The 21,455-nt window shown below is 72.4% G+C and carries 22 protein-coding genes and 1 tRNA gene; 8 read left to right on the top strand and 15 right to left on the bottom strand.

Translation table 11 applies throughout. The annotated features are described in order from the left end of the window. Positions 1-8: 8 nt before the first annotated feature. The 3 genes from IM767_RS08525 to IM767_RS08515 are packed head-to-tail and all read right to left on the bottom strand — an operon-like array spanning position 9 to position 2,710. Positions 9-968: an FKBP-type peptidyl-prolyl cis-trans isomerase gene (locus IM767_RS08525; RefSeq protein WP_109209392.1), complete on the bottom strand. Its 960-nt coding sequence runs from the start codon at positions 966-968 to the stop codon at positions 9-11. A gap of 9 nt (positions 969-977) precedes the next feature. Then, complete coding sequence (locus IM767_RS08520) at positions 978-2,006, bottom strand: tRNA (adenine-N1)-methyltransferase (protein WP_109209391.1); 1,029 nt, start codon at positions 2,004-2,006, stop codon at positions 978-980. After that, on the bottom strand, positions 2,003-2,710 hold the full coding sequence (locus tag IM767_RS08515) for an HAD family hydrolase (protein WP_194398840.1): 708 nt from the start codon (positions 2,708-2,710) through the stop codon (positions 2,003-2,005). The genes IM767_RS08520 and IM767_RS08515 overlap by 4 nt, the downstream gene beginning before the upstream one ends. A 91-nt stretch (positions 2,711-2,801) precedes the next feature. On the opposite strand from IM767_RS08515, the gene IM767_RS08510 reads away from it, so the two are divergent. Beyond that, entirely contained in the window at positions 2,802-3,677 is an 876-nt protein-coding gene (locus tag IM767_RS08510) for a PAC2 family protein (RefSeq protein ID WP_109209390.1), read from the top strand. Positions 3,678-3,885: 208 nt separating this feature from the next. On the opposite strand, the gene IM767_RS08505 is transcribed toward IM767_RS08510, so the two are convergent. The 3 genes from IM767_RS08505 to IM767_RS08495 all read right to left on the bottom strand — a co-directional run bounded on the left by IM767_RS08505 (position 3,886) and on the right by IM767_RS08495 (position 6,684). Next, positions 3,886-4,707 (bottom strand): undecaprenyl-diphosphate phosphatase, encoded by an 822-nt coding sequence (locus tag IM767_RS08505; RefSeq protein ID WP_109209389.1) that lies wholly within the window; start codon positions 4,705-4,707, stop codon positions 3,886-3,888. A 56-nt stretch (positions 4,708-4,763) separates the two neighbouring features. Next, positions 4,764-6,059: a M20/M25/M40 family metallo-hydrolase gene (locus IM767_RS08500; RefSeq protein ID WP_109209388.1), complete on the bottom strand. Its 1,296-nt coding sequence runs from the start codon at positions 6,057-6,059 to the stop codon at positions 4,764-4,766. Positions 6,060-6,132: 73 nt separating this feature from the next. After that, positions 6,133-6,684, bottom strand: a complete 552-nt coding sequence (locus tag IM767_RS08495; protein WP_109209387.1) for a small multidrug efflux protein — start codon at positions 6,682-6,684, stop codon at positions 6,133-6,135. Positions 6,685-6,852: 168 nt separating this feature from the next. Between IM767_RS08495 and IM767_RS08490 the strand changes: the two genes are divergently transcribed. Then, the gene (locus IM767_RS08490) at positions 6,853-8,064 is read left to right on the top strand and encodes a sensor histidine kinase (RefSeq protein ID WP_109209386.1); all 1,212 of its coding nucleotides are present in this window, start codon (positions 6,853-6,855) and stop codon (positions 8,062-8,064) included. Beyond that, positions 8,061-8,663, top strand: coding sequence for a response regulator transcription factor (locus tag IM767_RS08485; RefSeq protein ID WP_109209385.1), 603 nt, complete (start codon positions 8,061-8,063; stop codon positions 8,661-8,663). Before IM767_RS08490 ends, IM767_RS08485 begins: the two co-directional genes overlap by 4 nt. Before the next feature lie 96 nt (positions 8,664-8,759). Here IM767_RS08485 and IM767_RS08480 read toward each other — a convergent pair. The 3 genes from IM767_RS08480 to IM767_RS08470 all read right to left on the bottom strand — a co-directional run bounded on the left by IM767_RS08480 (position 8,760) and on the right by IM767_RS08470 (position 11,940). Beyond that, positions 8,760-8,844, bottom strand: a tRNA-Leu gene (locus IM767_RS08480). Positions 8,845-8,925: 81 nt separating this feature from the next. After that, the gene (locus IM767_RS08475; protein ID WP_109209384.1) at positions 8,926-10,011 is read right to left on the bottom strand and encodes a VIT1/CCC1 transporter family protein; all 1,086 of its coding nucleotides are present in this window, start codon (positions 10,009-10,011) and stop codon (positions 8,926-8,928) included. Between the two features lie 126 nt (positions 10,012-10,137). Then, positions 10,138-11,940 carry a DEAD/DEAH box helicase gene (locus tag IM767_RS08470; protein WP_109209516.1) on the bottom strand — a complete coding sequence of 601 codons (1,803 nt, stop codon included), beginning with the start codon at positions 11,938-11,940 and terminating at the stop codon, positions 10,138-10,140. Between the two features lie 240 nt (positions 11,941-12,180). On the opposite strand from IM767_RS08470, the gene IM767_RS08465 reads away from it, so the two are divergent. Both IM767_RS08465 and IM767_RS08460 read left to right on the top strand, forming a co-directional pair. Then, entirely contained in the window at positions 12,181-13,047 is an 867-nt protein-coding gene (locus IM767_RS08465) for an SGNH/GDSL hydrolase family protein (RefSeq protein WP_109209383.1), read from the top strand. A 1-nt stretch (position 13,048) separates the two neighbouring features. Further along, a complete protein-coding gene (locus IM767_RS08460; protein WP_109209382.1) occupies positions 13,049-13,738 on the top strand; it encodes an SDR family oxidoreductase in 690 nt (229 codons plus the stop codon). 16 nt (positions 13,739-13,754) lie between these two features. Here the strand turns inward: IM767_RS08460 and IM767_RS08455 are convergent, their stop codons facing one another. Further along, entirely contained in the window at positions 13,755-14,558 is an 804-nt protein-coding gene (locus IM767_RS08455; RefSeq protein ID WP_239453206.1) for a TrmH family RNA methyltransferase, read from the bottom strand. A gap of 150 nt (positions 14,559-14,708) precedes the next feature. Here IM767_RS08455 and IM767_RS08450 point away from each other — a divergent pair, with 150 nt between their 5' ends. From IM767_RS08450 to IM767_RS08440, 3 genes are read left to right on the top strand one after another with little or no spacing between them, the layout of a single operon-like run. Beyond that, entirely contained in the window at positions 14,709-15,542 is an 834-nt protein-coding gene (locus tag IM767_RS08450; protein ID WP_109209515.1) for a Sir2 family NAD-dependent protein deacetylase, read from the top strand. Between the two features lie 39 nt (positions 15,543-15,581). Next, positions 15,582-16,187 (top strand): histidine phosphatase family protein, encoded by a 606-nt coding sequence (locus IM767_RS08445; RefSeq protein ID WP_109209380.1) that lies wholly within the window; start codon positions 15,582-15,584, stop codon positions 16,185-16,187. Between the two features lie 10 nt (positions 16,188-16,197). After that, positions 16,198-16,578, top strand: a complete 381-nt coding sequence (locus tag IM767_RS08440) for an iron chaperone (protein WP_109209379.1) — start codon at positions 16,198-16,200, stop codon at positions 16,576-16,578. Here IM767_RS08440 and IM767_RS08435 read toward each other — a convergent pair. Genes IM767_RS08435 through IM767_RS08415 form a run of 5 tightly spaced genes read right to left on the bottom strand, consistent with a single transcriptional unit; the run spans position 16,560 to position 21,451 of the window. Continuing rightward, complete coding sequence (locus IM767_RS08435) at positions 16,560-16,757, bottom strand: helix-hairpin-helix domain-containing protein (RefSeq protein ID WP_109209378.1); 198 nt, start codon at positions 16,755-16,757, stop codon at positions 16,560-16,562. The genes IM767_RS08440 and IM767_RS08435 overlap by 19 nt on opposite strands. After that, complete coding sequence (locus tag IM767_RS08430; protein WP_109209377.1) at positions 16,754-17,563, bottom strand: HpcH/HpaI aldolase/citrate lyase family protein; 810 nt, start codon at positions 17,561-17,563, stop codon at positions 16,754-16,756. The genes IM767_RS08435 and IM767_RS08430 overlap by 4 nt, the downstream gene beginning before the upstream one ends. Continuing rightward, positions 17,560-18,114 (bottom strand): MaoC family dehydratase, encoded by a 555-nt coding sequence (locus IM767_RS08425; protein ID WP_339327389.1) that lies wholly within the window; start codon positions 18,112-18,114, stop codon positions 17,560-17,562. The genes IM767_RS08430 and IM767_RS08425 overlap by 4 nt, the downstream gene beginning before the upstream one ends. A 16-nt stretch (positions 18,115-18,130) precedes the next feature. After that, positions 18,131-19,300, bottom strand: a complete 1,170-nt coding sequence (locus IM767_RS08420; RefSeq protein WP_109209376.1) for an acyl-CoA dehydrogenase family protein — start codon at positions 19,298-19,300, stop codon at positions 18,131-18,133. A 15-nt stretch (positions 19,301-19,315) separates the two neighbouring features. Further along, positions 19,316-21,451, bottom strand: coding sequence for an acetyl/propionyl/methylcrotonyl-CoA carboxylase subunit alpha (locus IM767_RS08415; RefSeq protein WP_109209513.1), 2,136 nt, complete (start codon positions 21,449-21,451; stop codon positions 19,316-19,318). Between the last annotated feature and the right edge of the window lie 4 nt (positions 21,452-21,455).

Raw genomic sequence — 21,455 nt, 5'->3', positions numbered from 1 at the left:
ACCCGGGCTCACTCCGCCGGGACGGCGTCGACACCGAGGATGTCGATGACGAACACGAGCGTGGATCCGGCCGGGATCGAGCCCTGTGCCTCGTCGCCGTAGCCCTGGTCGGGCGGGATGACGGCGAGGATCTGCGAGCCGACCGTCTGGCCCGCGAGGGCCTCGGCGAAGCCGGGAACGACGGCGTCCAGGGTGAGCGGAGCGGGCTGGCTGTCCCACGTCGTGTCGAAGGGCTCGTTCTCGCCCCACACGACACCGGTGTAGTGAACGCGCACCGGCTGCTCACCGGTCACCTCCTCGCCTGTGCCCTTCTTGAGGGTCTGCACGACGAGGTCGGTCGGCGGAGCGCCGTCGGGGATGATCAGGCCCGGGCGGCCGTCGGGTGCGCGCACGACGCTGGGCAGCCCGAAGCCGCTGTTGAACTGGTTCTGGCCGTCTGCCGAGGCGAGGTAGACCTTGTGAAGATCGATGACGGCGACGAGCGCGTCGCCCTCATCGAGACCGGCCTGGCCTGCCACGCCCTCGCCGAGGTCGTCGGGCGACAGTGCGATGGCGACGCGCGACCCCTCGGTGGCGCACTGCAGCGCCTCCTCGAATCCGGGGAAGTTCGAGAACTGCGACACCGACGACACCCGCGACAGGTCGCCGTCGTAGGGCGACTCGGCCAGCAGCTCGCCGGTGGCACCGCTGAACAGTGAGACGTCGAGCACGACGGGCTGGGTGCCGGTGGTGATCGGGGTGCCGTCGCCCACGACGACGTCCTCGAACGCGAGCTGCGAGGCCTTCAGCGGCGTGTAGATCTCCACGTCGGGCTGCTCGCCGATCTCGCCGCTCACGTCGATGAGGTCCATCACATCGGCATCGGACACGGCGGGACGGGAGCAGTCGGACGACCCGGGCAGGGAGCACCCGGTGAGGCCGACGGTCACCAGTCCGAGGACGGCGAGGGCAGCGGGGATCTTGCGCACCGGGCTAGTTTAGGCGGACTCGCCCGGCTCGTCCGAACGCCCCGATGCCAGGCGGGCGCCCTCCGCGGCACGCTCGGCTTCGCGCACGCGCTTGCGCAGGTTCTTGTCGGTGATCTGCCGGTCGCCCACCGCTCCCGGCGTCCACAGCTCGACGTCCTCGTCGCCATAGCTCGACTTCGACGCGCGGCGCTTGACCTCGGGCGGGATGGCGCCGGGCGCCAGTCGCCGCGCCCAGACCAGGAAGCCGGTGTGCGCGACCATGCGGTGATCGGGCCGCACGGCCAGGCCCTCGACGTGCCAGCCGCGCACCATCGTCTCGTTGGCGTCGGGCTCGGTGAACAGCCCGGTGCCGCGGATGTACTCGGCGACGCGGCTGAGCTGGGTCGCCGTCGCCACGTAGCACACCACCACTCCGCCGGGCGTGAGCGCGTCGGCGACCGCGTCGATGCACTCCCACGGTGCCAGCATGTCGAGGACGACGCGATCGACGGATGCCGGGGGCACGGCATCCGCCAGCTCCTGCGCCAGGTCGCCCACGACGACGTCCCAGTTGGCGGGGACATGGCCGGTGAAGGTCTCGACGTTCGCGCGGGCGACCGCAGCGAAGTCGTCGCGCCGCTCGAACGACACCAGGCGGCCCTCGGCGCCGATGGCGCGCAGCAGCCACAGCGACAGGGCGCCCGACCCGACGCCCGCCTCGACGACCGTGGCACCGGGGAAGATGTCGGCCTCGGCGAGGATCTGGGCGGCGTCCTTCGGGTACACGATGGCTGCGCCGCGGGGCATCGACATCACGAAGTCCCGCAGCAGCGGCCGCAGGGCGAGGTATCCGTGCCCGCCGCTGTTGGCGACGACCGACCCGTCGGGCTGGCCGACGAGCTGCTCGTGCTTGAGCACGCCGTGGTGCGTGTGCAGCTCGCCGCCCGGTCGGAGCGTGATCGTGTGCAGCCGTCCCTTGGGACCGGTCAGCTGCACGCGGTCGCCGAGGCGGAACGGACCGCTCGGGCGCTCCTCGGCGATGGCGGTGTCGGGAGTCATCGGGCGACCTCCTCGGTCGAGTGGCGGGCGCTGGCGCGCGAGCGGTGCGTGGCGTGGAAGGCGACGACGTCGTCGGCCGTGCGTCCTTCGAGCGTCTCCCACAGCGTGTGCGCTCCGGCCCCGGTCAGCGAGACCATGAGCGGCACGCCGATGACGGCGGCGCCCGACGCGACCGCCGAGCGCAGTCCGTTCGGCGAGTCCTCGATCGCGACCGTCTCCTCGGGGGTCACCCCCAGCGCCTCGCACGCCTGCAGGTAGGGATCGGGGAACGGCTTCGGGCGGGTGACGTCGTCGCCCGCGACGACGACGTCGAAGGCATCGAAGTCGATGAGGTCCACGACGGTCTGCGCCATCCGGCGCATCGACATCGTCACGAGACCCGTCTTGATGCCGGCCGCTCGCAGCCCTGCGAGCAGCTCGCGGGCACCGGGCCGGAACGGCACGCCGGTGTCGGCAAGCTGACGCATGACGTCGTCGGTGAGGTGGTCGACGATGGCGTCGGTGGTCATCCGCACGCCCGTCCCCTGCAGGATGCGCGCGGAGTCCTCGAGTCCGAGGCCGACGAGCCCGAGAGCCTGCTCGTGGGACCACGTCCCTCCGAAGCTCTCGATGAGCGGCGTCTCGGCCGCCATCCAGTAGGGCTCGGTGTCGACGAGGGTTCCGTCCATGTCCCACAGGACGGCGGCGAGTCGGGGCGCGTTCACCGTCCAATCCTACGAGGGGCCTCCGGCCCCCCGCCGGGAGGGGGGCCTATCCTGGAAGGAACCCGCAGCGGTTGCGGGAAGAGGGGGTCTCGTGGACGGACTGGGTCGTCGTGTTCTCGTCGCCGCGTTCGACGGCTGGAACGACGCGGGCGAAGCCGCGTCGTCCGCGATCACCCAGCTGCGCGAGGGCGGCTCGTACGAGACCGTGTTCTCGGTCGACCCCGAGTTGTACTTCGACTACCAGTACACGCGACCGCACATCGCCGCCGACGGCGACGGCAGCCGCAGCCTGCGCTGGCCCGAGGCCACGCTGCTGCGCCCCGCCCGGGCGACCCGCGGCACTCAGCTGTGGCTCCTTACCGGCGTCGAGCCGGCCCGCGCCTGGCAGGCGTTCGCCTCGGAGTTCGTCGACGTGGCCCTCCGCGAGGACATCACCGGATTCGTCGCGATCGGATCGATGATGTCGGACGTGCCGCACACGCGCCCCATCTCGGTCTTCGCCGGCAGCGACAACGAAGCGCTCCGCGGCAAGCTGTCGCTGGAGCGCAGCACGTATGAGGGGCCGGTCGGCATCCTCAGCGTGCTGGGCGACGCCGCCGAGCGCGCCGGCATCCCGACGGCGAGCCTGTGGGCGAGCGTCCCCCATTACGTCGCCGGCCACACCCCGTCGCCCAAGGCGACGCTGGCTCTCCTGGACAGGCTCGAGGACATCACCGGTGCTCCGGTCTCGCGCGGCGATCTGGCCACCGAGGCGGCTGCGTGGGAGGCGTCCATCGACGCCGCCGCGGCCGACGACGAGGAGATGACGGAGTACATCCACCAGCTCGAGCGCACGCGCGACACGTGGGACTCCCCCGAGGCCTCGGGCGACGCGATCGCGCAGGAGTTCGAGCGCTACCTCCGCCGGACCGACGGCAAGCCCGGCGACGGGCCGCAGAAGCCCGGACGCGACGACCCGCGCCGCTGAGCGGCCTCCGGCGCCTTCACATTGCGGCGGCACGCGGCGGCACGCGGCGGCACGCGGCGGCCGGGTCCGGCCGGGTCGCGGCATCCGTCGACCAACCGCGTTGTCGGCGAGCAACCCCGCTATCGGCGCCGACAGCGTGGTTGCTCGACGAGACCGCGGTATCTCGACAGCACGTGAAGCGCCGGTGTGTGAGCGGGCGCTACCGCGGCTAGGGGTTGATGACGCCCATGCTGAGCAGCACCAGCAGCAGCGAGCCGAGCGCCACGCGGTAGACCACGAACGGCAGGAAGCTGTGCTTGGAGATCCAGTTCATGAAGAACGCGATCACGCCGAGCGCCACGATGAACGCCACCGCGGTCGCGACGGCGGTCTCGCCGAGCGTGAAGACGCCGGGCTCGCCGAGGCTCTTGAACAGCTGGAAGAAGCCGCTGCCGAACACCGCGGGGATCGCCAGCAGGAAGGCGTAGCGGGCGGCCGCGGCCCGCTCATAGCCCATGAAGAGGCCGGCGGTGATCGTCCCTCCGGAGCGTGATACGCCCGGGATGAGGGCGAGCGACTGCGCGAATCCGTAGATCACGCCGTGGCCGACGGTGATGTCCTGCAGCTTGCGCTTCTTGGCCCCGACGTGGTCGGCGATGCCCAGCAGCACGCCGAAGAAGATGAGCATGCCCGCGGTGATCCACAGCGACCGCAGCACCGTCTCGATCTGGTCCTGGAACAGCAGGCCCAGCACGACGATGGGGATCGAGCCGACGATGATCAGCCAGCCGAGCTTCGCGTCCGGGTCGTTGCGCGGGATGCGGCCGAACAGCGCCCGGAACCAGTGCCCGATGATGCGCACGATGTCGCGCCAGAAGAAGACCACCACGGCCGCCTCGGTGCCGATCTGGGTGATGGCGGTGAACGCCGCACCCGGGTCCTGCGCCGACGGCAGGAACTCGCCGAGGATGCGCAGGTGCGCGCTCGAGGAGATCGGCAGGAACTCGGTCAGTCCCTGGACGAAGCCGAGGATGATCGCTTCGAGAAGCATGGGCGCCTTTCAGCCGTGCAGGACGGATGCCGCGGGCCGCGGCATCCGTCGGATTCTCAGTAGGTGCGGAGCAGATCGGTGAGCACGGCCTGGCCGAACACGAGCGCGTCGATCGGCACGCGCTCGTCGACCCCATGGAACATGCCGGTGAAGTCCAGGTCGGCCGGGAGCCGCAGCGGTGCGAACCCGTAGCCGGCGATCCCCAGGGCCGCGAGCGCCTTGTTGTCGGTGCCGCCGCCCATGAGGTACGGCACGACCGGTGCCCCGGGATCGTGTCGGCCGAGGGCGGCGACCATCGCGTCGACGAGGTCGCCTGAGAACGGAACCTCCAAGCCGATGTCCTGGTGCACCACCTCGACCTCGACCCCGTCGCCGACGATGCGGCGGATGTCGGCTAGGGCCGCCTCTTCGGTGCCGGGCAGCACCCGCACGTCGATGAGGGCCTCGGCGCGGTCGGGGATGACGTTGTGCTTGTAGCCCGCCACAAGTCCGGTGGGATTCGTCGTGGTCCGCAGGGTGGAGCGGAGGAAGCCGGATGCCGCGCCCGCCGCCGCGGCGACCGCATCGGGATCGCTCGCCGCCTGGCCGGTGAGCTCGGCGAGCCGCTCGGTCATCTCGCGCGTGGTGTCGGTGAGGGTGACGGGCCACGCCGTGCGACCCAACGCCGCGACGGCTTCGGCCAGTCGCGTGACGGCGTTGTCGGCGTGGAGGCTCGAGCCGTGCGCGGCGCGACCGCGTGCGACGAGACGGATCCACACCAGGGCCTTCTCCCCCACCTGCAGCAGATAGGCGTGACGATCGCCGACGGGGATCGAGTACCCGCCAACCTCGCTGATGGCCTCGGTGGCGCCCGCGAACCACTCCGGGTGATTCTCGACCACGAGAGCCGAGCCCTCGATACCGCCGTTCTCCTCGTCGGCGAAGAACGCGAGCACGAGGTCGCGCTCGGGCTGCTCCCCCGCGCGCACGATGTCGGCGACCGACGTGAGGATCATGGCGTCCATATCCTTCATGTCGACAGCGCCGCGGCCCCACAGCATGCCGTCCTCGACGACGCCGCCGAACGGGTCGACGCTCCAGTCCTCGGCGATGGCCGGGACGACATCGAGGTGCCCGTGCAGCACCAGCGCGGGCTTGTCGCGATCGCGCCCGGGAACACGTGCCATCACGTTCGTGCGCCGTGGGATGGGCTCGTAGTATTCGGGGGTCAGGCCCAGACCTTCGAGGTAGGCGCCGACGTACTCGGCTGCCTCGCGCTCCCCGGCGGCGCGCCCGCCGCCGTGGTTCGTCGTGTCGAAGCGGATCAGGTCCCGCGCGATCGCGGCGACTTCAGGCAGTTCGGCTTCGGGCATGCGCTCCAACCTACCTGGCCTCCCGCCTCCCGCGATCCGGGGAGGCGGGAGGCCGGGGTGCCCAGCCGCGGGGTCAGTGGGCGACCGACAGCACGCCGGTGATCACCAGGGTGACCAGTGTGGTCCACCCGACGATGGCCACAGCCTGCCAGGCGAGGATGCGCGCCGTGCCGACCCCCGCACCGGCGAGCATGGTCGCGGTGAACTGGGTGGGCAACAGCAGCGGGCCGAGCAGGCTCACGCCGGGCACCCCGTAGCTCTCGAACGCGCGCTGGAACTTCGCTCTCCGAGCGGCGCCGCGTCCGTCCGCGGGCTGCGCGGCGGGCTCTGCCGCCGAGGCGTCGATGGGCGCGCCCCCCGCCGCGACCGCGCGGCGCGCACGATGAGCCGTCACCACCGCCGAACGGGTGCGGGCGGCGAGGAACACGAGCACCGTCACGCACACGAGGTTGCCGACGATCGCCGCCACCGCGGCGGCCACCGGGTTCATCCCGCCGACGATGCCGATGGCGGCGGCGCCCTCGCCCTCGACGAACGGGACGGCGGCGGCCGCCGCGACGATGAGCGGCTGGACGAGGTCGGGGACGTTGGCGACGAGGTCCTGGAACGTGTCGATGAGGTTCATGTCGGCACCTTTCGAATGTGGGGCGGAGGTGGCGTCGGAGCCGTATTCCTCCGACACGTCTCAGTCCATCCGCCTGCGCCGATCGCGGGAAGTGCCGGGCTGTCACCTGCCTCCGGGAGGTGTGCACGCGCCGGGGGTGACAAGTGTCATGGCCCTAGGGTGGGACGCATGAGCCGCCCTACCGTTCCCGTCGAGCATCGGCCGGCCGGAGCCGGGGCGCCTCATCTCCGTCTTTCGCGCGGCATCTCGGCCACGTGGTGGTACACCGCCTCGGGCGTGCTGCTGTTCGAGCTCGCCGTCACCCTCGTGTGGGTGCTGACGCTCCTCGAAGCGGGCCGGCCCGCACCCGTCCTGGCCGCGATCGGCGGGGCCGGACTGGTGTGGACAGCATCCACCGCGGTGCTGCTGCAGTACTACCGCCACCGGACGGACGAGAGCCCCTGGGCGCGGTGGCCGCGACTGCTGGCACCACTGGTGATCGCCGCCGTCATCGGGCTCGTCGCGGGACTCCTCTCCGGCCTGTGGCTGATGGGTGTGCTGCCGCTGGTCCAGTCCGTTCTGCTGCTCAACTGGCCACCGGGCGTACGGGCGCGGATGGTGGCGGCGGGGACCGTACTGCTCGGGGCGGCGTGGTTCGTCGATGCGCAGCTGACGTTCTCGCAGCAGCCGCACGCCAACTGGTGGCTTCTCGGATTCTTCAGCACCAGCCTGCCGCTGATGACTGCGGTGTCCCTGTGGTGGTGGGACGTCCTCATCACCGTCGACCGCGCGCGGGCGTCCGAGGCGCGCCTGGCTGCCACGCAGGAGCGCCTCCGGGTGGCCACCGACGTCCACGACCTGCAGGGCCACCACCTCCAGGTGATCGCGCTCCAGCTCGAGCTCGCCGAGCGTCTCATGCCCAAGGATCCGCCCGCGGCGCTCGAGCAGCTGCGAGCCGCGCGCGCCAGCGTCGATGAAGCCCGTCAGGGCACCCGCGACCTCGCCACCCGGTTCCGTTCCGTTCCCCTCAGCGACGAGATCGCGAACGCCGCCGACCTCCTGCGCGCCGCGGGGAGCAGCGTGCAGGCGATCGTCTCACCGGATGCCGACGAAGCCCCGGCGTCGGTGCTGGCGCCCATCATCCGCGAGACGACCACCAACGCGCTGCGCCACGGCGGCGGCACGTGGGCGCGCGTGGCGTTCACCCGCGAACCCGAGGGGTGGCGCTACGTCATCGCCAACGACGCCGGCGTCGCCGCGCCCAGCGCCGACGGCTCCGGCCTCGAGGGCATCGGCCGGCGCGTGTCGGATGCCGGCGGCACGCTGTCGATCCAGCGGCACGACGGCGAGTTCGCCGTCGCCGTGACCGTTCCCGCCGAGACCGCCGGAGCGGCTCGATGATCCGGGTGCTCCTCGCCGACGACGAGGGCATGATCCGCTCCGCGCTCGCCGCCCTCCTTGGGCTGGAGCCCGACATCGAAGTGGTCGCGGAGTGCGCCGACGGCGAGGAGGCCCTCGCGGCGGCGCTGCGGCTCGTACCCGACGTGTGCCTGCTCGATCTCGAGATGCCGGGGATGGACGGCGTGGAGGTCGCCTCGCGGGTCACGCGTGCGGTTGCCTCACGCTGCGTCGTCGTCACGCGGCACGCCAGGCCGGGCGTGCTGCGTCGCGCACTGTCGTCGGGCGTGTCGGGGTTCCTGCCCAAGTCGCGCGGAGCGGACGAGGTGGCCGCCGTCATCCGTCGAGTCGCCGCGGGCGGCCGCTATGTCGACCCCGAGGTCGCCGCCGATGCGCTGAGCGACGAGCGGTCGCCGCTCACCGACCGTGAACTCGACGTCCTCCGCGCCGGACGCCGTGGCGAGACGACCGGGCAGATCGCTCGGCATCTCTCCCTCGCCCCGGGCACCGTCCGCAACCACGTGTCGGCGATCCTGGGCAAGCTCGGCGTGGGCACGCGCCAGCAGGCGGTGCTGGTCGCCGAGGAGCGCGGCTGGATCTGAACCGCTCGCGGCCGGAGACCCCGACGTCCGACGTCCGACGTGCCGCAGCGCCGCACAACGGAAGAAGGCCCCCATCCGGGGGCCTTCTTCACTGTGTGCGCGAGGGGGGACTTGAACCCCCACGCCCTATACGGGCACTAGCACCTCAAGCTAGCGCGTCTACCTATTCCGCCACCCGCGCAGGTGGTTTCCGGTTTCGCAACCGAGGAATGACATTACCACGTCACTGGACGTTCAACGAATCGACGGACGCCCGGGCGCGTCACCCCATCGACACGCCGAACAGGAGGCCGAGGGCGTAGGTGACCGCGGCGGCGCCGAACCCGATCGCGAGCTGGCGCAGCGCGCGACGCAGCGGCGGAGCGCCCGAAAGGAGGCCCACCGCGGCGCCCGTCGACATCAAGGCGATGCCGACCAGCACGAGGGCGACGACGACCGCGGCGAGGCCCGACAGACCGAAGATCCACGGCAGCACCGGGATGATCGCCCCGGAGGCGAAGAACAGGAAGCTCGACAGCGCTGCCGCCCACGCGCTGCCGACGACCTCGCCGTGATCGGCGACGCTGACCGGGCCGGTGTCGGCCCGCCCCTGGCCGAGCGCGTGCGCCGCCTCGACGACGCGGCGGGCGCGTGCGGACGCCTCGGCCTCGGGCATCCCGCGCGTGCGGTAGACGAGTGCGAGCTCGTTGGCGTCGATGTCGAGGTGCGGGATGGCGCCGTCGGCGTAGTCGCTGGGCTCGGTGGCGGCGAGGAGCTCGCGCTGCGAGCGCACGGAGACGAACTCCCCCGCGCCCATCGACAGCGCGCCGGCGAGGAGCCCCGCGATGCCGCTGAAGAGCACGAACTGGCTCGACACGCCCGTCGCGCCGATCCCCATCACGAGCGCGAGGTTGGAGACCAGGCCGTCGTTCGCCCCGAAGACCGCCGCACGGAACGTGCCCGACAGGCGACGCCGCCCGCGGGCGGCGAGCCCCCGGACGACCTCATGGTGGATCTTCTCGTCGGCCGCCATGCGGGGCGTCGCGAAGGGCTCGTCGTCGTAGGGCGAGCGCGCTTCGGCGTTCTGCGCGAGGGCGAGCACCCAGATCGAGCCGAAGCTCTTCGCGAGGGAGCCGAGCATCCGCGTGCGGATGTCGGGCTGCGGCAGACGCCCGGGCTCGCTGCCGAGCAGCTCCAGCCAATGGGCCTCGTGGCGCCCCTCCGCCTCGGCCAGGGCGAGGAGGATCTCGCGTTCCTCACCGGTGCGGCGCCCGGCCAGCTCGCGGTAGACATGCGCCTCTGCGCGCTCGTTCACGAGGTAGCGCGCCCAGCGGCGTCGGTCGCGATCGGTGGGTGCGGGCGCGGTCACTCAGGGCCTCCAGTCGGGTACGGGACTCGACAACGCTAGCCACCGCGCCCGCGGTCGCCGCGCCGAAAGCCGGGATTGCCAGCATTTCGGGCTTCCGAACAGACGCCCGTCCCGCACACGCCGGGGTCAGGAGCGCACGCGCTTGCGGAGCACGTCGATGCGCGCCTGCAGCTGCGCGACGGTGGCGTGCGACACCGCCGGGCCGCCGCAGATGCGGCGGAGCTCGGCGTGCACGAGCCCGTGCGCTTCGCCCGTCTGACGCGCGTAGAGGCCGACGAGGCTGTTGAGCAGCTGCCGCTGCTCCTTGAGCGTGCGGTGGAGGGCCTGAGGCAGCGCCGGCTGCTCGTCGGGTGCGGACTCCCGCTCGCGCGCCTCGCGCGCAGTCCGATGCCGGGACTGGCGCGACACCCGCGACATCAGCACCTCGTGCACCTGGTCGGGTTCGAGCAGGCCCGGGATGCCGAGGAACTCCTCCTCTTCGGGGGTTCCGGGCACGGCGAGCTGACCGAACTCCTTGCCGTCGAACAGCACGCGGTCGAAGTGCGCGAGCGAGCCCAGTGCCTGGTAGGTGAACTCCTCCTCGAGCGCATCGGACGCCTTGTCCTCGCGCTCCGCGGCGTCCATGAGGTCTTCTTCGGCGTTCCACTCGTCCTCGCCGTCGGAGTCACGGTCGAGCGCGTGGTCGCGCTGCCGCTCCATCTCGTTCGCGAGGGTGAGCAGCTGCGGCACGTTGGGAAGGAACACGCTCGCGGTCTCGCCACGGCGTCGCGCGCGCACGAAGCGGCCGATGGCCTGGGCGAAGAAGAGGGGCGTGGACGCGCTCGTCGCATAGACGCCGACCGCCAGGCGCGGCACGTCGACGCCCTCCGACACCATGCGCACCGCGACCATCCAGCGGCTCGTGGATTTCGAGAAGTCCTCGATGCGGCTCGACGCCTCGGCTTCGTCCGAGAGGACCACGGTCGGCGCTTCGCCGCTGATCTCGTGCAGGATCGCGGCGTAGGCGCGGGCGGCCGTCTGATCCGTCGCGATGACGAGGCCGCCGGCGTCGGGGACGTGCTCGCGCACCTCGGTCAGGCGGCGATCGGCCGACCGCAGGACTGCGGGGATCCAGTCGCCCTCGGGGTCGAGCGCCGTGCGCCACGCCTGCGACGTGATGTCCTTCGTGTTGTCCTGCCCGAGCTGCGCCTCCATCTCGTCGCCGGTCTTGGTGCGCCAGCGCATGTGGCCGGCGTAGACCATGAACATCACGGGGCGCACGACGCCGTCCTCGAGGGCGCGGCGGTACCCGTAGGCGTAGTCCGTCCGCGAGACGCGGATCCCCTTCGCGTCAGGGTGGTACTCGACGAACGGGATCGGCGCCGTGTCGCTGCGGAACGGCGTTCCGCTCAGCAGCAGGCGGCGCGTGGCCCGGGCGTAGGCCTCGCGCAGCGCGTCTCCCCAGCTCAGGGCGTCGCCGCCGTGGTGCACCTCGTCGAGGATGACCAGCGTGCGCGCGTCCATCGTCAGGCGCTGGTGGACGGATGCCTTCACCGCGACCTGCGCGTACGTCACGGCGACACCGTGATACTGGCGGGCCGGCGCGAAGTGGCGGTTGCTGAACGCGGGGTCGAGCCGGATCCCCACCCGGGCCGCGGCATCCGCCCACTGCGTCTTGAGGTGCTCGGTCGGAGCGACCACGACGATGCGGTTGACGATACGGCGGCGCAGCAGTTCGCTGGCCAGGCGCAGAGCGAACGTCGTCTTGCCGGCCCCGGGGGTCGCGGCCGCGAGGAAGTCGCGGGGTCCGCCGCCGGGCCCATCGGGGCCGTCGAGCCCGAAGTACAGGTCGAGCGCCTCCGCCTGCCACGCGCGCAGGCGCTGCGCGGTCCCCCAGGGTGCGCGCTGCGGGTAGGTCGGTGAGAGGTGCTCGGCCGCGAAGCTGCCGATGTGCGGCTCACCGCCGGGGGCTGTGTGCGGTGTGGGCGAAGGCGATTCGGCGAGTTCGGGCGGAGATTCGATCGTCGTTTCGTCCGTCACCGAATGCACCTCCCCCGTAGACAACGAGTCACCACGATAGACGACCGGCACGACATCGGGGGTCGCGGGTGCCCGAGGTGGCGGCATCCGTCCGCGTCCGTCCCGCGCGGTAGCCTGGCTGACGGTCACGAGCCGACGAACGGAACACTGATGTCCACGACGCAAGATCCCCGCAGCCCCTATGTCGCCAACGCGCAGCCGCACCCGTGGCGGCGCTACGTCGCGATCGGCGACTCGTTCACCGAGGGCGTGGGCGACCCCGAGCCGTCTGCGCCCAACGGCTTCCGCGGATGGGCGGACCGGGTCGCCGAGGTGCTGTCGGAGCAGGTGGACGACTTCGCCTATGCCAATCTCGCCATCCGGGGCCGCCTGATCGGCCAGATCGTCGACGAGCAGGTCGAGCCGGCCATCGCGCTCAAGCCCGACCTCGTGACCTTCTCGGCGGGCGGCAACGACGTCATCCGCCCGAACGGCGACCCCGACGTGGTCGCGCAGCGCTTCGAGGACGCCGTCGTGCGCCTGTCGCGGGAGGGCGCCACCGTCGTCGTGTTCACGGGCATCGACACCGCCTTCACGCCGGTCTTCCGCGGCATCCGCGGCAAGGTGGCGATCTACAACGAGAACATCCGCGCGATCGCCGACAGGTACGACTGCATCGTCGCCGACCAGTGGGCCCTGAAAGAGGTGCAGGACATGCGCTTCTTCGACGACGACCGCCTCCACTACAACGCGCTCGGCCATCACGAGGTCGCGCGCATGGTTCTGCGCGCGCTCAACGTGCCCAACGACCTGCTGCCGATGCAGCCCGACCCCCTGCCGCTGCGCACGTGGCGCGAGGCGCGCGCGGTCGACCTGGTCTGGGCGCGCGAGTACTTCGTCCCGTGGGTGCTGCGGCGGCTGCGGCATCAGTCGTCGGGCGACGATGTGAAGGCGAAGCGGCCCGATCCGCTCCCGGTCATCACGCTGGCGCCCGGGCACCCCTCCGCCGCGGACGAGAAGCGCGGCGAGGAGGTCTGACGTGGCGACGCATCTGATCACGGGCGCGGGCTCGGGCATCGGCGCGGCCCTGACCGAGCGTCTCGCCGAGCGCGGCGACGAGCTCTGGCTGCTCGTGCGCGACGCCGGCCGCGCCGCGCAGCTGCGCGAGCGCTTCCCCTCGGCGCAGACGCTCGTCGGGGATCTCGCCGACCCCGCGCGCCTGTCGTGGGCCTTCAGCCACCAGAGCGTTCCTGCCCGCCTGGACTCGCTCGTCCACGTGGCGGGCGTCGTCGAGCTCGGCCCCGTCGGCGAGACGCCCGTGGCGACCTGGCAGCACCAGCTCAACGTGAACGCCGTCGCGCCCGCCGAGCTGACGCGGCTCATGCTGCCCGCGCTGCGCACCACCCGCGGCCGCGTGGTCTTCGTGAACTCCGGCGCCGGGCTGCGCGTGGGTCCCGAGTGGGGCTCGTACGGCGCGAGCAAGTTCGCGGTGCGCGCGGTCGCGGACGCCCTGCGCGAGGAGGAGCGAGAGAACGGCGTGCGCGTGACGACCGTCTATCCCGGTCGCACGGCCACGCCCATGCAGGAGAAGGTGCACCAGCAGGAGGGCGCCGCCTACGACGCCTCGCGCTGGATCGACCCCGCCTCCGTCGCGACCGCGATCATCACCGCCCTCGACCTCCCGCGCGACGCCGACCTCACCGAGCTCACGGTCCGCCCCGGCTCCTGACGCGAGGGCGGTCCGGTCAGCGGGCGCGCAGCTCCCACAGCGCCACGGCGCTCGCCGCGGCCACGTTGAGCGAGTCGACGCCGCCGGCCATCGGAATGCTGACAACGGTGTCGGCCGCCTCGAGCGCACGCCGCGACAGCCCGTCGCCCTCGGCCCCGAGCATCAGGGCCACGCGCTCGGGGCGCCGCGCGCTGAACGCGTCGAGCGAGACGGCCTGGTCGGCCAGCGCGAGCGCGGCCAGCTCGAACCCGGCGCCGTGCAGCACCTCGCGGGCCTCGGACCACTCCGGAAGGCGCGTCCACGGCACCTGGAAGACGGTGCCCATGCTCACCCGCACGCTGCGCCGATAGAGCGGGTCGGCGCAGCGCGGGCTGACGAGCACGGCGTCGGCGCCGAGGCCTGCGGCGGCGCGGAAGATCGCGCCGACGTTGGTGTGGTCCACGATGTCCTCGAGCACGACGACGAGCTTCGCGCCGGCGACGACGTCGGCCACCGCGGGAAGCTGCGGGCGGTGCATCGACGCGAGGGCCCCGCGGTGCACGGCGTACCCGGTGAGGCGCTCGGCGATCTCCGGTGGGACGACGTACACCGGGACGGAGGCATCCGTCACCAGCTCCTCGACGTCGGCCTGCCACTTCTCCTGCACGAGCACCGACCGCGGGCGGTGTCCCGCCGCGATCGCCCGCGCGATCACCTTGGCGGACTCGGCGATGTACAGCCCGCCCTCCGGCTCGATCACACGCCGCAGCGCGACGTCGGTGAGGTCGCGATAGTGCGCGAGACGGTCGTCGGCGGCATCGGTGATCAGGGTCGCGCGCACGGGTCCCATGGTCGCACGCGCACGCGGCCGACCGTGGCCGCAGCCGAGCCGCCCTCGCCGCCTGCGCGGGCGCAGCCGTAACATTCCCGAAAACCCCGGGGCCTACACTCGACGCGAAGGGGGTGCGCCGTGACGACGATCGCGACCGGGATGGATGCACGGACGACGGATGCCGTCGCCCGGGCCATCGAGACGCTCTCGGGTCGTCGCATCGCCGTGCTGACGGGCGCCGGCGTCTCGACCGATTCCGGGATCCCCGACTACCGCGGCGCGGGCGCGCCGGTGCGCACACCCATGACGGTCGAGCAGTTCCTCTCCAGCGACGCCTCACGGCGCCGCTACTGGGTCGGCTCGCACCTGGGGTGGAAGGCGTTCGCCGCCGCGGAGCCCAACGGCGGCCACCGCGCGCTGGCCGACCTCGAGGCACGCGGCCTCACCACCGGCGTCGTGACGCAGAACGTCGACGGCCTCCACGTCCGCGCCGGCAGTCGTCGCGTGGTCGAGCTCCACGGCACGATGCGCCGGGTCTTCTGCACCCACTGCGGCCAGGTCTTCGACCGGCGCGACCTCGCGGCGCGCGTCGAGGACGACAACCCCTGGATCCGCGTGCCCGAGAACGTGCCCCTCGGCCCGGACGGCGACGTGCTCCCCGAGAGCACCGACGGCTTCCGCATCCCGGAGTGCAGCGTGTGCGGCGGAATGCTCAAGCCCGACGTCGTCTTCTTCGGCGAGTTCATCCCGGCCGAGAAGTTCCGCGAGGCGGAGCAGCTGGTCCACGCGAGCCAAGCGCTGGTCGTCGCCGGGTCCTCACTCGTCGTGAACTCCGGCATCCGCCTTCTCGAGCGGGCGCGACGCCGCCGGCTCCCGGTGGTGATCGTCAACCGCGGCGTCACCCGCGCGGACGCGCGTGCCACGCTGAAGATCGACGCCGGCACGAGCGAGGTGCTCCGCGCCCTCGCCGACGGGCTTCCGGCCCTGTCCTGACGCGGCCCGCTCCCAGCACGCGCGGGTAGGGTCGAGAGCATGACCGCGCTCACCCTGATCCGCCACGGCGAGACCGATTGGAACCGCGACCGGCGCATCCAGGGAGCGACCGACATCCCCCTCAACGACAACGGCCGGGCGCAGGCGCGCGCGACCGCCGCCGTGCTGCGCGAGCGCCTCGACGGCGACCTTCCGGCGTCGATCGTGTCCAGCGACCTCGCCCGCGCGCGCGAGACGGCGGAGATCATCGCCGCCGAGCTCGGCCTCCCCACGCCTCGCATGTACCCGGGCCTGCGCGAGCGGTCGTACGGTGAGGCCGAGGGCGTCGCGATCGACGAGTTCCGCGCGCGGTGGGGCGACTGGTACACCGCCGAGGTCCCCGGCGCCGCGCCGTGGTCCGAGCTGCGCACGCGCGCCATCGGCGCGCTCGGCCGCGTCGTGCGGGATCACCGCCGTGCGACCGCGCCGGCCGCGGCATCCTTGATCGTCGTGAGCCACGGCGCGCTCATCCGCGAGGTGATGCGCCACGCGACCGCGGGCGAGCTTCCCCCCGAGGGCGAGCGGCTGCTCAACGGCTCGCATCACGACTTCGTCTACGAGCGCGATCACCTGCGGCTCATCGCGTACGCGGGAGCGGTGGCCTAGGCTCGGCGCCATGGCCACTCCCGCCGGCGTCGACGAGTACATCGCGGGGTTCCCGCCCGACGTCGCGACGCGGCTGACCCGCATCCGCTCCGAGATCGTGACGGCGGTCGCCGCGGCCTCCGGCACCGTGCCCGAGGAGAAGATGCGCTACGGCATCGCGGCGGTCATGCTCGGCGGCCGGTACGCCCTGCACTTCGCGGGGTGGAAGAAGCACATCGGGCTGTATCCGGTGCCGACACTGCCGGAGCCCCTGGAGTCCGAGATCGCACCGTATCGCGCCGAGAAGGACTCGGTCGTCTTCCCGCACTCCCAGGACGTCCCCTACGACCTCATCGGCCGGGTCGCCCGCGCGATCGCCGATAGCCGCGTGCGTCAGCCCACGAACGACTGACCGCGCGCGGCGAGCTCCTCAGCGAGGATGCTCACGGCCTTCGGCCCCACGCCGTGGATCGCCAGCAGCTCGGCACGCGAGCGGACGGTGAGATCGTCGTAGGCGGTGATGCCGTGCAGGGCGAGCTCGCGGCGGGCGACCGTGCCGATCCGCGGGGTGAGCTCGGATTCCGCGCTCATCCGTCGGCGCGGGTGAGGATGCCCCGCGCGTGCCGCAGCACGGGCTCGTCCACCATCCGCCCCTGGAACGAGAACACGCCTCGCTCGTGCTCCGCCGCGCCCAGGACGTCGCGGGCCCACGCGACGGTCTTCTCGTCGGGGCGGTAGGCGGCGCGGATCACCGGCACCTGGCTCGGGTGGATGCAGGCGGTGGCGCGGAAGCCGGATGCCGCGGCATCCGCTGCCTCGATCGTCAGACGCTTCACGTCGTCGATGTCGAGGTGCACGGCGTCGATCGCCGCCTTGCCGCGCGCACCCGCCGACAGCAGCACCCGCGCGCGGGCGTACCGGGCGATGTCGCGATAACGGCCGTTCGGCTTGCGGCTGGAGGTGCCGCCGATGCTCGCGACGAGATCCTCCGCCCCCCACATCAGGGCGACGACGTTGTCGAGCGCGGCGATGCGATCGGCCTGCGCCACCCCCTTCGCCGTCTCGCACAGCGCGACCACCTCGAACCGCGCGTCGATCTTCGCGATGCGCTTGGGAGACTGCGCCTTGGCGACCATGATCCGCCGGTAGTCGGTCTGCGAGAGCGTCGCGAGGTCGGCGACGAACGCATCGGTCTCGGGCGGGTTCACGCGCACGATGACGCGCGCGGGGTCGAGCTCGGACTCGATGAGATGGCCGCGCGCCGCCGTCTTGTGGGCGGGCGCGACGGCGTCCTCGAGGTCGAGGATCACGGCGTCAGCACGGTCGAGCGCCTTGGCGTAGCGCTCGGGGCGGTCGGCGGGGCAGAACAGGAGCGCGGGTCCGAGGTCGAAGCTCACGGGGTTCCTTCCGAGGTCTGCGGCGCACACCACATCAGCGCCGTGCGCGTGGCCAGGGCGACGACATCGCCGCGCTGATTGCGCCCGGTGTGGCGCAGCGTCACGATCCCCTGGCCCGGGCGCGACACCGACAGGCGCTTCTCGACGACCTCGGTCTCGGTGTAGAGCGTGTCGCCGTGGAACAGCGGCGCGGGGAACGAGACGTCGGTGAGCCCGAGCTGCGCCACGAGCGTGCCCTGGGTGATCTGGGAGACGGATGCCCCGACCATCGTCGCGAGCGTCCACATCGAGTTCATGAGGCGCTGGCCGAACGGCTGGGTCTCCGAGAAGGCGGCGTCCAGATGCAGCGCCTGCGTGTTCATCGTGATCGCCGAGAACAGCGTGTTGTCGGCCTCCGTCGCCGTGCGGCCGGGCCGGTGCAGATAGCGGGCACCGACCTCCAGCTCGTCGTAGTACAGCCCGCGCTGGACGATCTCGCGCCGCTCGCCGGCGCTGTCCGGGGCGTCCGAGCCGCTCTCGCGGTCCGCACCGTCGGTCGCCTGCGCAGTCACCCCTGTCACGCTACCCTCACGCGACGCCCAGCGCCCGCGCGATCACGAGCAGCTGCACCTCGTTGGTGCCCTCGCCGATCTCGAGGATCTTCGAATCGCGATAGTGCCGCGCGACCGGGTACTCGTTCATGAAGCCGTTGCCGCCGAAGATCTGCGTGGCGTCGCGGGCGTTGTCCATGGCGGCGTCGCTCGCGGTGAGCTTGGCCATCGCCGCCTGCGCCTTGAACGGCTTGCCGGCGTCGCGCAGCCGTGCGGCATGGTGCCAGGCGAGCCGGGCCAGGTGCACGCGTTGCTGCATGCGGGCGATCATGAACTGGATGCCCTGGCGGGTCGCGAGCGGCTCGCCGAAGACCGTCCGCTTGGCGGCGTAGTCGACGGCCGCGTCGAGGCATCCCTCCGCCGCACCGGTCGCCAGCGCCGCGATGGCGATGCGCCCTTCGTCAAGGATGTGCAGGAAGCCTGCGAACCCGCGTCCGCGCTCGCCGAGCAGGTTGCCCTCCGGCACCCGCGCGTCCTGGAAGGTCAGCGGGTGGGTGTCGGACGCGCGCCAGCCGACCTTGTCGTAGCCGGGCTCGACCGTGAAGCCGGGCGTGCCGTTGGGAACGATGATCGTCGAGATCTCCTTGCGACCGTCGCTCTCGCCCGTGACGGCGGTGACCGTGACGAACCGGGTGATGTCGGTGCCGGAGTTGGTGATGAACTGCTTCGAGCCGTTGATGACCCACTCGCCGCCGTCCAGGCGCGCGGTGGTGCGGGTAGCGCCGGCATCGGAGCCGGCCTCCGGCTCGGTGAGGCCGAATCCGGCGAGCGCCGTGCCCGCCAGCAGATCCGGCAGGAGCTCCTGCTTCTGCTCCTCGGTGCCGAACCGGAAGACCGGCATGGCGCCGAGGCTGACGCCGGCCTCGAGCGTGATCGCGAGCGACTGATCCACGCGCCCCAGTGCCTCGATCGCCAGGCACAGCGCGAAGTAGTCGCCGCCCTGCCCGCCGTACTCCTCGGGGAACGGCAGGCCGAACAGCCCCAGCTCCCCCATCTGCGCGACGACGTCCATCGGCAGGGTGTGCGTGCGGTCGGCCTCGTACGAGCGGGGCGCGACGACCTCGTCGGCGAACTGCCGCGACATGGCCGCGAGTTCGCGCTCGTCGTCGGTGAGCTCGTAGGCGTCGTAGCCGAGATCGTTGCTCATGATGCTCCTCGGATGTCAGGAGGCGGACGCGGCGGCCTCATGGGCGGCCGCATGGGTGGTGGACGGGGAATCGGCGTCGACGCTCACGTGGGCGAGCACCTGGTCGCGGCGCACCTGATCGCCGACGACGACGTCGACGCGCACGGTGCCGTCGTGCGGGGCGAGCACAGGGTGCTCCATCTTCATCGCCTCGATCGTGACGATGCGGTCGCCGGTGGCGACCTCGGCACCGTCGGCGACGTGGACGGCGACGACGGCGCCGGGCATCGGGGCGCGCAGTTCGGGATCGGATGCCGCGGCCGCGCGTTCGCGGGCCGCCAGGCGTCGCTCCATCGCCGCGCGCCGGGTCAAGGGCCGGAGGCGATGGGTCGCACCGTCGACGTGCACCCACAGCCACCCGTCGGTGTCGGCGGCTGCCGAGGTGCCCGGCGGAAGAGCGGCGCCGAGCGGACGGGCGGTGGCGGCCGACGCGCCGACGCCGACGGCAGGTCCGCTCTCCCCCGCTGCAGACACAAGGATGCGGCCATCGGGGGTCTCGAACGAGGCGGTCGCCGGCACCGCCGGCGCGCCCGCCCGCCAGCCGGGCAGCGCCCGCCACGCGGTCCCCGCCCGCCCCCGACGCGCCTCCTCGCCGAACGCGTGGTCGGCATCCGTCGGCGACGTGCGGTCTCGGCGCGACCCCGCGGTCTCGCGGCGGCGCAGCACCACGGTCGCTGCGGCGCGGAGGGCGGCCGCATCGGGCTCCGGCGCGGTGAACGGCGGCATCCGGTCGATGAGTCCGGTGTCCATGTCGCCGGTCCGCACACCGTCCTGGGCGAGCAGCTCGCGGAGGAACCCGATGTTCGTGTCGACGCCGAGCATCACCGTCTCGGCGAGCGCTTCGTCCAGCCGCGCGAGAGCGTCGGCCCGATCGGCGCCGTGCGCGATGACCTTCGCGATCATCGGGTCGTAGTCCGCGGTCACCACGCTCGCCGTCTCGACGGCGGAGTCGGTGCGCACGCCGTGGGCCGGCCGCCAGGCGAGCACCTCCCCCGTCGCGGGGAGGAACCCGCGCTCGGGCGCCTCGGCGTACACGCGCGCCTCGATGGCGTGGCCCTCGAGGCGGACATCGTCCTGCGCGAAGGCGAGCGGCTCGCCCGCGGCGATCCGCAGCTGCTGCTCGACGAGGTCGAACCCGGTGACGAGCTCCGTGACCGGGTGCTCCACCTGCAAGCGGGTGTTCATCTCGATGAAGAAGAACTCGCCGGGGCGGTCGGCGGCGACGAGGAATTCGACGGTGCCGGCCCCTCGATAGTCGACGGATGCCGCGGCCGCGCATGCCGCCGCGCCCAGCCGCTCGCGGGTCTCGGCGTCGATCACCGGCGACGGCGCCTCCTCGACGACCTTCTGGTGCCGCCGCTGCAAAGTGCATTCGCGCTCGCCCAGGTGAACGACGGCGCCGTGGGCGTCGGCGAGCACCTGCACCTCGATGTGGCGGGGCCGTTCGATGAGCCGCTCGAGCAGCAGCGTGTCGTCGCCGAACGCGGCGGCGGCGACGCGGCGGGCGGTCGCCAGCGCATCGGGCAGGTCCGCCGCGCTGCGCACCACCTGCATGCCTTTTCCGCCGCCGCCGGCTGACGGCTTCACCAGGAGGGGGAAGCCGGTGCGCTCGGCGGACGCCGAGATCGCGGCATCCGTCATTGCGGCCGCGCTGAATCCGGGAACGGTCGGCACGTCATGGGACGCGACGTGCTCCTTCGCGCGGATCTTGTCGCCCATCACCTCGAGGGCGCGCTGCCCCGGGCCGATGAAGACGATGCCGGCCTCGGCGCACGCGCGGGCGAAGGCGACATTCTCCGACAGGAAGCCGTATCCCGGATGCACGGCTTGCGCCCCGCTCTCGACGGCCGCCGCCACGACCGCATCGATGTCGAGGTAGGACTGCGCCGCCGCGGCCGGACCGATGCGGACGGCTTCGTCGGCCTCCCGCACGTGCGGTGCGCCGGCATCGGCGTCGCTGTAGACGGCGACGGCACGGATGCCCAGGCGCTGGAGCGTGCGGATGACGCGCCGGGCGATCTCGCCGCGGTTGGCGACGAGCACGGTGTCGAATGCGTGGAGTGCGCCGGGTCGCTGCGCCGGCCGCTGAGGCTGCTGAGGCTGTCGATGCACGGGG

The sequence above is a fragment of the Microbacterium ureisolvens genome, from assembly GCF_015278315.1.
In the GTDB taxonomy this organism is placed as follows: Bacteria; Actinomycetota; Actinomycetes; order Actinomycetales; family Microbacteriaceae; genus Microbacterium; species Microbacterium ureisolvens.
Note: the sequence above shows the minus strand (reverse complement) of the source record. Positions and strands in the feature narration are given on the sequence as shown.